The organism is Pseudomonas sp. B5(2017) (genome assembly GCF_002112825.1).
Taxonomy (GTDB): domain Bacteria; phylum Pseudomonadota; class Gammaproteobacteria; order Pseudomonadales; family Pseudomonadaceae; genus Aquipseudomonas; species Aquipseudomonas putida_Z.
In genome coordinates this window covers 69,065-83,901 of record NZ_NEIR01000017.1, presented here as the reverse complement: position 1 = coordinate 83,901, position 14,837 = coordinate 69,065, and the positions used below count along the sequence as shown (strand labels likewise).

General features: G+C 62.3%; 14 protein-coding genes. 10 read left to right on the top strand and 4 right to left on the bottom strand.

The features are described 5' to 3' along the window. Window positions 1–36 precede the first annotated feature (36 nt). A complete protein-coding gene (pyrC, locus tag CAG00_RS23460; RefSeq protein WP_075046144.1) occupies window positions 37–1,083 on the top strand; it encodes a dihydroorotase in 1,047 nt (348 codons plus the stop codon). Between the two features lie 59 nt (window positions 1,084–1,142). Beyond that, entirely contained in the window at window positions 1,143–1,754 is a 612-nt protein-coding gene (gene rnt / locus CAG00_RS23455) for a ribonuclease T (protein ID WP_230388460.1), read from the top strand. Window positions 1,755–1,913: 159 nt separating this feature from the next. On the opposite strand, the gene CAG00_RS23450 is transcribed toward rnt, so the two are convergent. Beyond that, the gene (locus tag CAG00_RS23450; protein ID WP_003254945.1) at window positions 1,914–2,516 is read right to left on the bottom strand and encodes a peroxiredoxin; all 603 of its coding nucleotides are present in this window, start codon (window positions 2,514–2,516) and stop codon (window positions 1,914–1,916) included. A gap of 224 nt (window positions 2,517–2,740) precedes the next feature. On the opposite strand from CAG00_RS23450, the gene CAG00_RS23440 reads away from it, so the two are divergent. Both CAG00_RS23440 and bfr read left to right on the top strand, forming a co-directional pair. Further along, on the top strand, window positions 2,741–2,959 hold the full coding sequence (locus CAG00_RS23440) for a bacterioferritin-associated ferredoxin (protein WP_003254947.1): 219 nt from the start codon (window positions 2,741–2,743) through the stop codon (window positions 2,957–2,959). A gap of 201 nt (window positions 2,960–3,160) precedes the next feature. Continuing rightward, a complete protein-coding gene (gene bfr, locus CAG00_RS23435; protein WP_003258014.1) occupies window positions 3,161–3,634 on the top strand; it encodes a bacterioferritin in 474 nt (157 codons plus the stop codon). Window positions 3,635–3,691: 57 nt separating this feature from the next. On the opposite strand, the gene grxD is transcribed toward bfr, so the two are convergent. Both grxD and CAG00_RS23425 read right to left on the bottom strand, forming a co-directional pair. Further along, window positions 3,692–4,027: a Grx4 family monothiol glutaredoxin gene (gene grxD, locus CAG00_RS23430; protein WP_003254949.1), complete on the bottom strand. Its 336-nt coding sequence runs from the start codon at window positions 4,025–4,027 to the stop codon at window positions 3,692–3,694. 91 nt (window positions 4,028–4,118) lie between these two features. Further along, window positions 4,119–6,227 carry a molybdopterin-dependent oxidoreductase gene (locus CAG00_RS23425; protein WP_085665446.1) on the bottom strand — a complete coding sequence of 703 codons (2,109 nt, stop codon included), beginning with the start codon at window positions 6,225–6,227 and terminating at the stop codon, window positions 4,119–4,121. Window positions 6,228–6,623: 396 nt separating this feature from the next. On the opposite strand from CAG00_RS23425, the gene argF reads away from it, so the two are divergent. Together argF and CAG00_RS23415 are read left to right on the top strand one after the other, a co-directional pair. Beyond that, window positions 6,624–7,544, top strand: coding sequence for an ornithine carbamoyltransferase (gene argF / locus CAG00_RS23420; protein ID WP_013973960.1), 921 nt, complete (start codon window positions 6,624–6,626; stop codon window positions 7,542–7,544). After that, window positions 7,541–8,650, top strand: coding sequence for an ABC transporter ATP-binding protein (locus CAG00_RS23415; protein ID WP_085614210.1), 1,110 nt, complete (start codon window positions 7,541–7,543; stop codon window positions 8,648–8,650). The genes argF and CAG00_RS23415 overlap by 4 nt, the downstream gene beginning before the upstream one ends. 121 nt (window positions 8,651–8,771) lie before the next feature. Here the strand turns inward: CAG00_RS23415 and ybaK are convergent, their stop codons facing one another. Then, window positions 8,772–9,242, bottom strand: coding sequence for a Cys-tRNA(Pro) deacylase (ybaK, locus tag CAG00_RS23410; RefSeq protein ID WP_085665445.1), 471 nt, complete (start codon window positions 9,240–9,242; stop codon window positions 8,772–8,774). A gap of 303 nt (window positions 9,243–9,545) precedes the next feature. On the opposite strand from ybaK, the gene CAG00_RS23405 reads away from it, so the two are divergent. The 4 genes from CAG00_RS23405 to glpD all read left to right on the top strand — a co-directional run bounded on the left by CAG00_RS23405 (window position 9,546) and on the right by glpD (window position 14,771). Continuing rightward, a complete protein-coding gene (locus tag CAG00_RS23405; protein ID WP_075046148.1) occupies window positions 9,546–10,397 on the top strand; it encodes an MIP/aquaporin family protein in 852 nt (283 codons plus the stop codon). Between the two features lie 51 nt (window positions 10,398–10,448). Then, on the top strand, window positions 10,449–11,948 hold the full coding sequence (glpK, locus tag CAG00_RS23400) for a glycerol kinase GlpK (protein WP_015271569.1): 1,500 nt from the start codon (window positions 10,449–10,451) through the stop codon (window positions 11,946–11,948). 282 nt (window positions 11,949–12,230) lie between these two features. Beyond that, window positions 12,231–12,986 (top strand): DNA-binding transcriptional repressor GlpR, encoded by a 756-nt coding sequence (gene glpR / locus CAG00_RS23395; protein WP_046614760.1) that lies wholly within the window; start codon window positions 12,231–12,233, stop codon window positions 12,984–12,986. A 252-nt stretch (window positions 12,987–13,238) separates the two neighbouring features. Further along, window positions 13,239–14,771, top strand: coding sequence for a glycerol-3-phosphate dehydrogenase (gene glpD, locus CAG00_RS23390; RefSeq protein WP_085665444.1), 1,533 nt, complete (start codon window positions 13,239–13,241; stop codon window positions 14,769–14,771). Window positions 14,772–14,837: the final 66 nt, after the last annotated feature.

Sequence of the window (14,837 nt, the reverse complement as noted above, 5' to 3'; positions counted from 1 at the left end):
CATTGGGGCTTGAGTTCGACCCGCCTGGAATCCCCAATGTCCGATCGCCTGACCCTCCTGCGTCCCGACGACTGGCACATCCATCTGCGCGATGGTGCCGTCCTGCCCCACACCGTTGGCGACGTGGCGCGTACTTTCGCCCGTGCCATCATCATGCCCAACCTGGTTCCGCCGGTACGCAATGCCGTCGAGGCCGCCGCCTACCGTGAGCGCATCCTGGCCGCCCGCCCGGCTGGCAGCCGCTTCGAGCCGCTGATGGTGCTGTACCTCACCGACCGCACCAGCCCCGAGGACATCCGCGCGGCCAAGGCCAGCGGTTTCGTGTACGCCGCCAAGCTGTACCCTGCCGGCGCCACCACCAACTCCGACTCGGGCGTGACCAGCATCGACAACATCTTCCCGGCCATCGAGGCGCTGGCGGAAGTTGGCATGCCGCTACTGGTGCATGGCGAAGTGACCCGCAGCGAGATCGACGTGTTCGACCGCGAGAAGCGCTTCATCGACGAGCACATGCGCCGTGTGGTCGAGCGCTTCCCGACGCTGAAGGTGGTGTTCGAGCACATCACCACCAGCGATGCCGCGCAGTTCGTCACCGAGGCCCCGGCCAACGTCGGCGCGACCATCACCGCGCAGCACCTGCTGTACAACCGCAACCACATGCTGGTTGGCGGCATTCGCCCGCACTTCTACTGCCTGCCGATCCTCAAGCGCAACACCCACCAGGTGGCGCTGCTGGACGCGGCCACCAGCGGCAACCCGAAGTTCTTCCTGGGTACCGACTCGGCCCCGCACGCCCGTCATGCCAAGGAAGCCGCCTGCGGTTGTGCCGGTTGCTACACCGCCTACGCGGCAATCGAGATGTACGCCGAAGCATTCGAGCAGCGTAACGCGCTGGACAAGCTGGAAGGCTTCGCCAGCCTGCACGGCCCGGCGTTCTACGGCCTGCCGGCGAACACCGACACCATTACCCTGGTCCGCGAGGAGTGGACCGCCCCGGACAGCCTGCCGTTTGGCGAGCAGACCGTGGTCCCGCTGCGCGCCGGCGAAAAACTGCGCTGGCGCCTGCTGGAGGAAAACGCGTGAGCGAAGACCTCTACGAAGACGACCTGGACACCCAAGGCAGCAGCGGCTCGCGCCACCCGATGGCCGAGCGCTTTCGCGGCTATCTGCCGGTAGTGGTAGATGTTGAAACCGGCGGCTTCAACAGCGCTACCGATGCCCTGCTGGAAATTGCCGCTGTCACCATCGGCATGGACGAAAAGGGCTTCCTGTTCCCCGAGCACACCTACTTCCACCGGGTGGAGCCATTCGAGGGCGCCAACATCGAGGCGGCCGCGCTGGAGTTCACCGGGATCAAGCTGGACCACCCGCTGCGCATGGCGGTCAGCGAGGAAAGTGCGCTGACCGACATCTTCCGCGGCGTACGCAAGGCGCTCAAGGCCAATGGCTGCAAGCGGGCAATCCTGGTCGGCCACAACAGCAGCTTCGACCTGGGCTTCCTCAATGCGGCGGTAACGCGCAATGACCTGAAGCGCAACCCGTTCCACCCGTTCTCCAGCTTCGACACCGCTACCCTGGCGGGCCTGGCTTACGGCCAGACCGTACTGGCGCGGGCCTGCCAGAGCGCCGACATCGACTTCGACGGGCGTGAGGCGCATTCGGCGCGTTATGACACCGAGAAGACGGCCGAGCTGTTCTGCGGCATCGTCAACCGCTGGAAAGAGATGGGCGGCTGGCGCGATTTCAACGATTGAGTTGAAAAAGCATTCGCGGGCATGCCCGCTCCCACAGGGATCGCACAATGGCTGAGGCCCGTGGGGTACCTGTAGGAGCGGGTTTACCCGCGAAGAGGCCGGCACAGGACGGCACAAAAAAACCGGCCACAAGGGCCGGTTTTTTCATGCGCTTGGCAATTACAGCTTGCCAGCGTTCTCGCTCAGGTAGGCAGCAACGCCTTCCGGCGAAGCGTTCATGCCTTTGTCGCCTTTTTTCCAGTTGGCAGGGCAGACTTCGCCGTGCTCTTCGTGGAATTGCAGGGCATCGACCAGACGCAGCAGCTCGTCCATGTTGCGGCCCAGTGGCAGGTCGTTGACGATCTGCGAACGGACAACACCGTTGGTGTCGATCAGGAAGGCACCACGGAAGGCCACGCCGCCTTCGGACTCGACGTCGTAGGCCTTGCAGATTTCGTGGGTCATGTCGGCAGCCAGGGTGTATTTGACCTGGCCGATACCGCCGTTGTTGACCGGGGTGTTACGCCAGGCGTTGTGGGTGAAGTGCGAGTCGATCGACACGCCGATCACTTCCACGTTGCGCGCCTGGAAGTCAGGGATGCGGTTGTCCAGGGCGATCAGCTCGGACGGGCAGACGAAGGTGAAGTCCAGCGGGTAGAAGAACACCAGGCCGTACTTGCCCTTGATGGCCGAAGCCAGGTTGAAGCTGTCGACGATCTCGCCATTGCCCAGCACGGCCGGAACGGTGAAATCGGGGGCTTTCTTACCAACGAGTACGCTCATTGTAATCTCCTGATGAGGGTGAAAAACCGTTTGCCGGGCCAGACGGGCTTGCCCGACATCCAACAAAGGCCGACCATCATACACGGCTTCTGGTGACAGGCCGACTCCAACGACGAAGCAACCGCCGGTCGCTCAAGCACGGCCCTTTCAGAAACTCCTTTGACAAGCATTCTCATTAACATTAAGCTCCACCCCATCGAGCCCACCAACGATGGTCAGCCTTTATGTATGTGTGTCTTTGTGTCGGCGTTACCGACGGACAGATCCGCGATGCGATCTATGAAGGATGCTGCAGCTACAAGGAAGTGCGAGCCGCGACCAATGTCGCCAGCCAGTGTGGCAAATGTGCCTGCGTGGCCAAGCAGGTGGTCCGCGAGACCCTGACCGAACTCCAGGTCAGCCAGGCAGCCCTGCCCTACCCCGTGGAATTTACCGCGGCCTGAAATCCCAGAATTCGAAGAACCGGACCTTGCGTCCGGTTTTTTTATGCCCGCAATTCAATAAGTTAGCGCTCCAACGCGGTTCACAAACATTCTTATTTCCATTAATTTTCACTTATTATTCAAGAGCTTAGGTTTGACACTCCTAAGTATCGGGCTCAAACTTCACTGTATTGGCACACTTCTACAGGGCAGGAACCCGAAATGAAAGGCGACGTAAGCGTCATCCAGCATCTCAACAAGATCCTCGGAAACGAGCTGGTCGCGATCAACCAGTACTTCCTGCACGCACGCATGTACGAAGATTGGGGCCTGAACAAACTCGGCAAGCACGAGTACAAGGAATCCATCGACGAGATGAAGCACGCTGACAAACTGATCAAGCGTATTCTCTTCCTCGAAGGCATCCCTAACGTCCAGGACCTGGGCAAGCTGCTGATTGGCGAGCACACCAAGGAAATGCTCGAATGCGACCTGAAGATCGAACAGAAAGGCCTGGTCGACCTGAAAGCAGCCATCGCCCATTGCGAAACCGCTGGCGACTTCGGCTCGCGTGACATGCTCGAAGACATCCTCGAGTCCGAGGAAGAACACATCGACTGGCTGGAAACCCAACTGGGGCTGATCGACAAGATTGGTATCGAGAACTACCTGCAGTCGCAGATGGGCGAAGAATAAATATTCGCCCCATGAAAAAACCCGCGATCAGCGGGTTTTTTCATGCTTGCCGGAAATTCAGGCCTCGGAAGCCTTGGCCTTCGCAGCCGCTTCCTTGATCAGGGTCTGCAGCTCACCCTTCTCGAACATTTCCAGCATGATGTCGCTGCCGCCGACCAGCTCACCGGCTACCCACAGCTGCGGGAAGGTCGGCCAGTTGGCGTACTTTGGCAGGTTCGCACGGATTTCCGGGTTCTGCAGGATGTCGACGTAGGCGAACTTCTCGCCACAACCCATCACGGCCTGCGATGCACGCGCAGAGAAGCCACACTGCGGGGCATTCGGCGAGCCTTTCATGTAAAGCAGAATGGTGTTGTTGGCAATCTGCTCTTTGATCGTTTCGATGATATCCATGTAGCACCTCGGCTGAACTTTCCGACGCGGTCGTCGGCACGGTGACGCATTGTAACGGAAAGCCGAGCAGCATGCTCGGCCTTACCGTTCCTTACGCGGCCTCTACCTGCACGGGTACGCCATTGAGGGCGGCATTGCCGGAAACCTGATCACGCAAGCGCTCATCGGTGAGGTCGTTGGCGCTCACGCCAGGTTGCGCCTGGGCGGTCTGCATGTGCACGCCTCGACGAGAGTGACCGAAGCCATGAGGCAGGCTCACCACGCCCGGCATCATGTCCTCGCAGGCCTGCACCTCGACTTCAAGGTCCCCGGTACGCGAGCGGATACGAACCCGCTGGCCGTCCTGCAGCTGCCGCTGCTGCAGGTCCTGCGGGTGCATCAACAACTGATGTCGCGGTTTGCCTTTCACCAGCCGATGAAAATTGTGCATCCACGAATTGTTGCTGCGTACATGGCGACGGCCGATCAGCAGCAGTTCGCCCGGCGTCGGAGGGGTTTGTTGCGCCAACCGCCCCAGGTCGTCCAGCAGCACCTGGGGCGCCGCTTCGACAGCCTTGCTGGCAGTCGTCAGGCGCGCTGCGAGGTTGGCGCGCAATGGCCCCAGGTCGAGGCCATGCGGGTGCTCGTCCAGCGCTGCCAGCGACAACTGCCAGGGTGTCGATTCACCATAGCGCCCCTTGCGCAGGGCCCGGTCGATCATCTGCGCCGGCGCCCAGGTCGGCTTCAACTCCAGCTCGGCGCGTTTGGCGAACGCTTGTGCCAGCCCGACGAAAATCTCCCAGTCGTGCAATGCCCCTTCGGGCTTGGCCAGGATCGCCCGGTTGAAGCGGGTCACGTTGCGCACGGCCAGCAAGTTGAACGTGGAGTCGTAATGGTCGTTTTCCAGCGCCGAGGTGGAGGGCAGGATCAGGTCGGCATGGCGGGTGGTTTCGTTGATGTACAGGTCGATGCTGAGCATGAACTCCAGCCCCTCCAGCGCCACATCCAGCTGGCGGCCGTTGGGCGTGGACAGTACGGGGTTGCCAGCCACCGTCACCAGCGCGCGCACCTGCCCTTCGCCGGGTGTCAGCATTTCCTCGGCCAAGGCCGCCACGGGCAGTTCGCCGCCGTACTCGGGCAAGCCCGACACCCGGCTCTGCCAGGCGTTGAAATGGCCACCCGAGGTGGTCGCCACCAGGTCGACGGCAGGCTCGGTGCACAACGCGCCGCCTTCACGGTCAAGGTTGCCGGTCACCAGGTTGATCAGTTGCACCAGCCAGTGGCAAAGGGTGCCGTAGGCCTGGGTCGAAACCCCCATGCGGCCGTAGCACACCGCCTTGTCGGCCGCGGCGAAGTCCCGTGCCAGCTGGCGGATGTCTGTCGCGGCAATGCCACAGTGCGCACTCATGGCCTCCGCGCTGAACGGCGCGATCGCTTCGCGCACCTGCTGCAGACCCGCGACCGGCAAGTGCGAGCCGCGCGCCAGGCCTTCAGTGAACAGGGTGTTGAGCAAGCCACACAACAAGGCCGCATCCCCTCCAGGGCGAATGAACAGGTGACTGTCGGCCATCGCCGCTGTTTCGCTGCGTCGCGGGTCCACCACCACCAGGCGCCCACCCCGGGCCTGCAGCGCTTTCAAGCGCTTTTCCACGTCCGGCACGGTCATGATGCTGCCGTTGGATGCCAGCGGGTTGCCGCCGAGGATCAGCATGAAACCGGTCTGGTCGATGTCCGGGATCGGCAGCAGCAGGCCATGGCCGTACATCAGGTGGCTGACCAAGTGCTGCGGCAATTGGTCCACCGAGGTGGCAGAGAAGCGGTTGCGGGTTTTCAGCAGGCCCAGGAAGTAGTTGCTGTGGGTCATCAGGCCGTAGTTGTGCACGCTCGGGTTGCCTTGGTACACCGCCACGGCATTGCGCCCATGGGCCTGCTGGATCGCCCACAGCCTGTCGGCGGCCAGGGCAAAGGCCTCGTCCCAGCCGATGGCCTGCCAGTGCTCGCCCACCCGCTTGTGCGGTTGGCGCAGGCGGTCGGGGTCGTTCTGGATGTCCTGCAGGGCCACGGCCTTTGGGCAGACATGGCCGCGGCTGAACGGGTCCTGGGGGTCGCCCTTGATCGAACTGATCAGCGCCCGCCCGTCGTCGTCATGGCTGACTTCGATGTTCAGCCCACAGATCGCTTCGCACAGGTGACAGGCACGGTGATGCAGGGTCTTGGTCATGGCCGCCTCTGCCTTGTTGTCATGGAGGATGTGTAGAGGGTTGTCGAACATCGACTATGCGCCCAGCCCCCGCCGCCGGCCAGCGCGCTTCGCGGCGTGAATCCACCGACATCAGGCACACGATTTGCGACAGCCATTTGCCAAATTGCCGGCAAGCCGTGTACAACCCTCTGTAGCAAATAAAAAACAGCACTGCCCGTCGGGTAAAGACACCCTTTGCAACACCCTTTGGTACTGGGCAGCTGTTTCCCCTCTTGGCTTCAGGCGACATTTACTTATAGTATTGCGCCTTTCCCTATTTCGTCCGCCCCGTGCGGCTTACGCCGCAGGTCACTCCCGTTGTCAAAAAAAACCATACGGTCGACCTGCATACCGTTGCAGATAAGGTAGTCAATCATGAGCGCTAGGCACTTTCTCTCCCTGCTGGACTTCACCACCGACGAATTGCTCGGGGTGATCCGCCGCGGCATCGAGCTGAAGGACCTGCGCAAGCGAGGCGTGCTGTTCGAGCCCCTGAAGAACCGCGTGCTGGGCATGATCTTCGAGAAGTCCTCGACCCGTACCCGCGTGTCGTTCGAGGCCGGCATGATCCAGCTCGGCGGCCAGGCCATCTTCCTGTCCCCGCGCGACACTCAGCTGGGCCGTGGCGAGCCGATCGGCGATAGCGCCATCGTGCTGTCGAGCATGCTCGACGTGGTGATGATCCGTACCCACGCCCACAGCACCCTGACCGAATTCGCCGCCAACTCGCGTGTGCCGGTGATCAACGCGCTGTCCGACGAGTCGCACCCGTGCCAGCTGCTGGCCGACATGCAGACCTTCCTCGAACACCGCGGCTCGATCCAGGGCAAGACCGTGGCCTGGATCGGCGATGGCTTCAACATGTGCAACTCGTACATCGAGGCAGCCAGGCAGTTCGACTTCCAGCTGCGCATCGCCTGCCCGGAAGGCTACGAGCCGGACCCACGCTTCATGGCCATTGGTGGTGACCACGTGCAGATCGTGCGTGACCCGAAGGAAGCCGTGCGCGGCGCCCATCTGGTGACCACGGATGTCTGGACTTCCATGGGCCAGGAGGAGGAAACTGCACGGCGCCTGGCGCATTTCGCGCCTTACCAGGTCACCCGCGAACTGCTCGACCTGGCGGCACCCGACGCCCTGTTCATGCACTGCCTGCCAGCCCACCGTGGTGAGGAAATCAGCCATGACCTGCTCGACGACCCACGTTCGGTCGCCTGGGACCAGGCTGAAAACCGCCTGCATGCACAGAAGGCCCTTCTCGAATTCCTTGTAGAACCGGCTTACCACCACGCATGAGTCAACCCCTACTGCTCAACCTGCGCAACCTCGCCTGCGGCTATGGCGACCAGCGCATCGTCCAGAACCTCAATCTGCACCTGAACGCAGGCGACATCGGTTGCCTGCTGGGTTCATCCGGTTGCGGCAAGACCACCACCCTGCGCGCCATCGCCGGTTTCGAACCCGTGCACGACGGCGAGATCCAGCTGGCTGGCGAGGTCATTTCCCGGGCTGGCTTCACCCTGGCCCCGGAAAAACGCCGCATCGGCATGGTGTTCCAGGATTACGCGCTGTTCCCGCACCTGACCGTGGCACAGAACATTGCCTTCGGCATCGCCAAGCACCCGCGCCAGGCCGAGGTCATCGAAGAGATGCTCGAGCTGGTCAAGCTGGGCGGCCTGGGCGGGCGCTACCCGCATGAATTGTCCGGCGGCCAACAGCAACGGGTCGCCCTGGCCCGTGCGCTGGCACCGGAGCCGCAACTGCTGCTGCTCGACGAGCCATTCTCCAACCTTGACGTGGAGCTGCGCCGGCGCCTGAGCCATGAGGTTCGCGACATTCTCAAGAGCCGTGGCACCAGCGCCATCCTGGTGACCCATGACCAGGAAGAGGCCTTTGCCGTCAGCGACCAGGTTGGCGTATTCAAGGAAGGCCGCCTGGAACAGTGGGACACGCCCTACAACCTTTACCACGAGCCGCAGACGCCGTTCGTGGCCAGTTTCATTGGCCAGGGGTATTTCATCCGTGGGCAGATGATCAGCCACGAAGCGGTCAATACCGAGCTGGGTGAACTGCGCGGCAACCGTGCCTACATCATGGCGCCGGGCAGCTCTGTGGATGTGCTGTTGCGCCCTGACGATATCGTCCACGCACCGGGCAGCGCGCTGCAGGCGAACATCGTCGGCAAGAGCTTCCTTGGGGCATCGACCCTGTACCGCCTGCAGTTGCCGACCGGCAGCCAGCTGGAGGCGATCTTCCCTAGCCATGACGACCATCAGGTCGGTGAGGATGTGGGGATTGCGGTCAAGGCCGATCACCTGGTGCTGTTCCCGGTTCCGGGCAGCGTGGCGGCGCAGTTGCCGCGGCAGGAGAACGGCGTTCGCCGATACAGTTCGGCGACCTGATTCGACATTCTGGGGCCGCTCTGCGGCCCATCGCGACACAAGGCCGCTCCTACAAGGGTACGTATTCCCCCTGTAGGAGCGGCCTTGTGTCGCGATGGGCTGCAAAGCAGCCCCAGAAATCTCAGCCCCGACCAATCCCGGCAAACTTGCCCTGGGTGTACTCAGCCAGCACTGCGGCCGCCAATTCCACTTCCAAGCCACGCCGCCCGGCGCTGACATGGATGGTTGCAAAGTTCTGCGCCGAGTCATCGATGAAGGTGCGCAGGCGCTTCTTCTGCCCCAGTGGGCTGATCCCGCCCACCAGGTAGCCCGTGGCCCGCTGCGCAACCGCCGGGTCGGCCATCTCGCACTTTTTCACCCCGGCAGCATGGGCCAGGGCCTTGAGATCGAGCGTACCCACCACAGGCACCACCGCCACCAGCAATTCACCCTTCTCACTGCTCGCCAGCAAGGTCTTGAACACCTGCTGTGGGTCGAGACCGAGCTTTTCCGCCGCCTCCAGGCCATATGACGCCGATTTGGGGTCATGTTCGTAACTGTGCACACGATGCTCGGCACGGTGTTTCTTCAACAGGTCTAGGGCGGGGGTCATGCGGGGGCTCCGGTCGGGGACAGCTCGGCGGCTACTTTAGGACAATTCCCACACCTCAGCCAGCGAACCGCAACTGCGCGCCTCTAGTACGCGGATTCGCACCTGAAACCAGCATCCAGATCGTGACCGACCGTTCACTTTCGACCTTTGACATCAGCGTTTCTTGTCTATATTTTTTCGTTTCTGAATAAATGGTGCACTTTTAAGGTGCATTTCCTACATCTGCCTGGGATCAACGGGGATAGACTCCGGGCTTTGCTGTCGAGCGCCACGCGCCTCACAACAAAAAAAACGAGGTCATACATGACGACTGCTCTACGCCAACCCGCGCTGTCCAGCCAATGCCTGGCCGAGTTCCTCGGCACTGCCCTGCTCATCTTCTTCGGTACCGGCTGCGTCGCCGCGCTCAAGGTCGCGGGCGCCAGCTTCGGCCTTTGGGAAATCAGTATCATCTGGGGCGTGGGCGTCAGCATGGCGATCTACCTCACCGCCGGTGTTTCCGGCGCGCACCTGAACCCTGCGGTGAGCATTGCCCTCACCCTGTTCGCCGGTTTCGACAAGCGCAAGCTGCCCTTCTACATGCTGGCCCAGGTATGCGGCGCATTTTGTGGCGCAGCGTTGGTCTACACCTTGTACAGCAACCTGTTCTTCGATTTCGAACAAACCCACGCCATGTTGCGCGGTAGCGAAGCCAGCCTGGAACTGGCCTCGGTGTTCTCCACCTATCCGCACCCATCGCTGTCCACCGGCCAGGCGTTCCTGGTCGAAGTGATCATCACCGCCATCCTGATGGCCGTGATCATGGCCCTGACCGACGACAACAACGGCCTGCCGCGCGGCGCCATGGCCCCGCTGCTGATCGGCCTGCTGATCGCCGTGATCGGTAGCGCCATGGGCCCGTTGACCGGCTTTGCCATGAACCCGGCCCGCGATTTCGGACCCAAACTCATGACCTTCCTGGCCGGTTGGGGCGAAATCGCCTTCACTGGCGGTCGGGACATGCCTTATTTCCTGGTTCCGGTGTTCGCACCGATCCTTGGCGCCTGCCTGGGCGCCGCGACCTATCGCGGTCTGATCGCCCGCAACCTGCCAATGGCAGCCGCAGTGAACCCTGAGACAAATGACAATCGCCAGGGCGATACTCAAGTCAATTGACGCCGGCATCACGCCCAGCCCTGACCCCCTATTTTCGCAAGGCCTACGACCATGACAGACACCCAGGATAAGAACTACATCATCGCCCTGGACCAGGGCACCACCAGTTCGCGGGCCATCATTTTCGACCGCGACGCCAATGTGGTGGGTACCTCCCAGCGCGAATTCGCCCAGCACTACCCGCAAGCGGGCTGGGTCGAGCACGACCCGATGGAAATCTTCGCCACGCAGAGCGCGACCATGGTCGAGGCCCTGGCCCAGGCGGGCATCAGCCACGCTCAGGTCGCCGCACTGGGTATCACCAACCAGCGTGAAACCACCGTGGTATGGGACAAGGAAACCGGCCGCCCGGTGTACAACGCCATCGTCTGGCAGTGCCGCCGCAGCACCGAGATCTGCGCCCAGCTCAAGCGCGACGGCCATGAAGACTACATTCGCGAAACCACCGGCCTGGTCACCGACCCGTACTTCTCCGGCACCAAGCTGAAGTGGATCCTCGACAATGTCGAGGGCGCCCGCGAACGCGCCGAGCGCGGCGAACTGCTGTTCGGCACCATCGATACCTGGCTGATCTGGAAGTTCTCCGGTGGCAAGGTGCATGTCACCGATTACACCAACGCCTCGCGCACGCTGATGTTCAACATCCACAGCCTGCAGTGGGACGACAAGCTCCTGGAAATCCTCGGCATCCCACGGCAGATGCTGCCCGAGGTTCGCCCTTCTTCCGAGGTCTACGGCCACACCAAGAGCGGCATCGCCATTGCCGGTATCGCCGGCGACCAGCAGTCGGCACTGTTCGGCCAGATGTGCGTGGAGCCGGGCCAGGCCAAGAACACCTATGGCACCGGCTGCTTCCTGCTGATGAACACCGGCGACCAGGCGGTGAAGTCGTCCCATGGCCTGCTCACCACCATCGCCTGCGGCCCGCGAGGCGAAGTGGCCTACGCGCTGGAGGGCGCGGTGTTCAATGGTGGTTCCACCGTGCAGTGGCTGCGTGACGAACTGAAGATCGTCAACGACGCACTGGATACCGAATACTTTGCCAGCAAGGTCAAGGACAGCAACGGCGTATACCTGGTGCCTGCCTTCACCGGCCTGGGTGCCCCGTACTGGGACCCATATGCCCGTGGTGCACTGTTCGGCCTGACCCGTGGCGTGAAGGTGGACCACATCATCCGCGCTGCTCTGGAATCGATCGCCTACCAGACCCGCGATGTGCTCGACGCCATGCAGCAGGACTGCGGCCAGCGCCTGTCCGAGTTGCGCGTGGACGGCGGTGCGGTGGCCAACAACTTCCTCATGCAGTTCCAGGCCGACATCCTCGGCACCTGCGTGGAGCGGCCGAAGATGCGCGAAACCACGGCGCTGGGTGCGGCCTACCTGGCAGGCCTGGCCTGTGGTTTCTGGAGCGGCCTGGACGAACTGCGCGACAAGGCGATCATCGAACGCGAGTTCAGCCCGCAGCTGGATGAAACGCAGAAAGAGAAGCTGTATGCCGGCTGGAAGAAGGCAGTCGACCGTACTCGTGACTGGGAAGATCATGAGGCCTGATCCCCGGCGCGATAGCTTGTCCAAACTCTGTGGGTGCAGCGTTGATCTCGAGGTTGTCGCTGTACCTGTGGGAGCGGCCTTGTGTCGCGAAAGGGCCGCAACGCGGCCCCAGGATTGATGCGCAATAGTTGAAATTGCTGGGGCTGCTTTGCAGCCCTTTCGCGACACAAGGCCGCTCCCACAGGGGACCGCGTGAAACAGCCGCCCCGATAGTCTACTGGTCGTAGTCCGCGTCCTACGGCATCATTGCAGCATTTGTCCGGCAGCCCCAAAGGACCGCCCATGAATCTGCCCCCTCGCCAACAACAAATCCTCGAACTGGTGCGCGAACGCGGTTACGTCAGTATCGAAGAAATGGCGCAGCTGTTCGTCGTCACACCGCAAACCATCCGTCGTGATATCAACCAGCTGGCCGAGCTCAATCTGCTACGCCGCTACCACGGGGGCGCGGCCTACGATTCGAGCATCGAGAACACCGCCTACGCCATGCGCGCCGACCAGATGCGTGACGAAAAGCAACGCATCGCCGAAGCCGTGGCCCGGCAGATTCCCGACCATGCCTCGCTGTTCATCAATATCGGCACCACCACCGAATCCATCGCCCGGGCGCTGCTCAACCACAACCATCTGAAAGTCATCACCAACAACCTGCACGTGGCCGCGATCCTTGCCGCCAAGGACGATTTCGAAGTGCTGGTGGCAGGTGGCACGGTGCGCCGTGATGGGGGCGTTGTCGGCCAGGCCAGTGTCGACTTCATCAACCAGTTCAAGGTCGACTTCGCCCTGGTGGGCATCAGCGGCATCGACGAAGACGGCAGCCTGCTCGATTTCGACTACCAGGAAGTGCGGGTGTCCCAGGCGATCATCGCCAATGCCCGTCAAGTGATCCTTGCCGCCGACTCCAGCAAATTCGGGCGCAACGCCATGGTGCGCATGGGCTCGATCAGCCTGGTCGACTGCCTGGTGACCGACCAGGCGCCAACCCCCGCCCTCACCCAGCTGCTGAACCAGTACAAGATCCGGCTTGAGGTGGTTTGAGGGCTGACAGGCGCATGCCGCAAGGTTTGTCGCGCCTGTGAGATCGAGCGTCGCCCGCGCCGCGCTCGATCCCACAGACGCCACACCTTTCAAACCGATCATCCAAAATTTTCGTAAATGTTCATTTCATTGTCATCTGATCAGTTTTTTCTATAAAGACTGACTGGCGACCGGCTTTCTGTTGCGCTAGTATTTTCGAAAACGAACATCAATGTTCATATTCGATGTGAACAGCCCCAGGAGGCCTTGCCCGTGTCCCAGCCCGTTTCGTCCCAGCCCCCAGTCGCCGACTGCTATGACCTCGCCGTGATCGGCGGCGGCATCAATGGCGTGGGCATCGCTGCCGACGCCGCCGGGCGTGGCCTCAAGGTTTTCCTCTGCGAAAAGGACGACCTGGCCCAGCACACCTCGTCGGCCAGCAGCAAACTGATCCACGGCGGCCTGCGCTACCTGGAGCACTACGAGTTCCGCCTGGTACGTGAAGCGCTGGCCGAGCGCGAAGTGCTGCTGGCCAAAGCCCCGCACATCGTCAAGCCGATGCGCTTCGTGCTGCCGCACCGCCCGCACCTGCGCCCGGCCTGGATGATTCGCGCCGGCCTGTTCCTCTACGATCACCTGGGCAAGCGCAAGCGCCTGGGTGCTTCGCGCAGCCTGCGCTTCGGCCCGGGCTACCCGCTCAAGCCTGCAATCAGCCGTGGCTTCGAATATGCCGACTGCGCGGTGGACGATGCCCGCCTGGTAGTGCTGAATGCGATGGCCGCACGGGAAAAAGGTGCCCATATCCATACCCGTACCCGCTGCCTGCGTGCGGAGCGTGTGGATGGCCTGTGGCAGGTGGAGTTGCAGCACGCTGACGGCCGCCTGCAGACCATTCGCGCCCGTGCCCTGGTCAATGCCGCCGGCCCGTGGGTGGCCAGCTTCATCAAGGATGACCTCAAGCTCGATGCCCCCTATGGCATCCGCCTGATCCAGGGCAGCCATATCATCGTGCCGCGCATGTACGAAGGCGAACATGCCTACATCCTGCAGAACGAGGACCAGCGCATCGTCTTCTGCATCCCGTACCTGGAGCGCTTCACGCTGATCGGTACCACCGATCGCGAATACAGCGGCGACCCCGCCAAAGTCGCGATCACCGAGCAGGAAACCGATTATCTGCTCAAGGTGGTCAACGCCCATTTCAACCACCAGCTCAGCCGCAGCGACATCGTGCACACCTATTCCGGCGTGCGCCCACTGTGCAACGACGAATCGGACAATCCGTCCGCAGTCACCCGTGACTACACCCTTGCGCTGTCCGCCAGTGAAGGGCAAGCGCCGTTGCTGTCGGTATTCGGTGGCAAGCTGACCACCTACCGCAAACTGGCCGAGTCGGCCATGACCGAGCTCAAGCCGCACTTCCCACAGATGCGTGGCAGCTGGACCGCTGGCGCGCCGCTACCAGGTGGTGAGCAGATGACTACGGTGCAGGCTCTGGTCGATGCGGTGCTGGCGCGTTGTGGCTGGTTGCCGGTCGATATCGCCAGGCGCTGGGTGCTGACCTATGGCAGCCGCGTATGGCAGTTGCTGGATGGCGTGCAAGGGCCGGAAGACCTGGGCCAGGCCATTGGCGGTGGGTTGTTCGCCCGGGAGGTGGACTACCTTGCACACAACGAATGGGCATGCAGCGCTGAAGACATTCTCTGGCGCCGCACCAAGCTGGGCCTGTTCACCAGCACCGGCGAGCAACAGGCGCTTGCAGACTATCTGCAACGAGAGCAGCAGGCGCGCACCCAAGCGGCGTGACCCATGCCTGCCCGCACCCACGGAACGGCGAGCAAGCCGTCCGTGAGTGCGCACCGGGTGCGTAAC

Bases quoted from the DNA above. Each gene is read 5' to 3' on its own strand.
- pyrC (WP_075046144.1), top strand. From the start codon at position 37: ATGTCCGATCGCCTGACCCTCCTGCGTCCCGACGACTGGCACATCCAT.
- rnt (WP_230388460.1), top strand. From the start codon at position 1,143: ATGGCCGAGCGCTTTCGCGGCTATCTGCCGGTAGTGGTAGATGTTGAA.
- CAG00_RS23450 (WP_003254945.1), bottom strand. From the start codon at position 2,516: ATGAGCGTACTCGTTGGTAAGAAAGCCCCCGATTTCACCGTTCCGGCC.
- CAG00_RS23440 (WP_003254947.1), top strand. From the start codon at position 2,741: ATGTATGTGTGTCTTTGTGTCGGCGTTACCGACGGACAGATCCGCGAT.
- bfr (WP_003258014.1), top strand. From the start codon at position 3,161: ATGAAAGGCGACGTAAGCGTCATCCAGCATCTCAACAAGATCCTCGGA.
- grxD (WP_003254949.1), bottom strand. From the start codon at position 4,027: ATGGATATCATCGAAACGATCAAAGAGCAGATTGCCAACAACACCATT.
- CAG00_RS23425 (WP_085665446.1), bottom strand. From the start codon at position 6,227: ATGACCAAGACCCTGCATCACCGTGCCTGTCACCTGTGCGAAGCGATC.
- argF (WP_013973960.1), top strand. From the start codon at position 6,624: ATGAGCGCTAGGCACTTTCTCTCCCTGCTGGACTTCACCACCGACGAA.
- CAG00_RS23415 (WP_085614210.1), top strand. From the start codon at position 7,541: ATGAGTCAACCCCTACTGCTCAACCTGCGCAACCTCGCCTGCGGCTAT.
- ybaK (WP_085665445.1), bottom strand. From the start codon at position 9,242: ATGACCCCCGCCCTAGACCTGTTGAAGAAACACCGTGCCGAGCATCGT.
- CAG00_RS23405 (WP_075046148.1), top strand. From the start codon at position 9,546: ATGACGACTGCTCTACGCCAACCCGCGCTGTCCAGCCAATGCCTGGCC.
- glpK (WP_015271569.1), top strand. From the start codon at position 10,449: ATGACAGACACCCAGGATAAGAACTACATCATCGCCCTGGACCAGGGC.
- glpR (WP_046614760.1), top strand. From the start codon at position 12,231: ATGAATCTGCCCCCTCGCCAACAACAAATCCTCGAACTGGTGCGCGAA.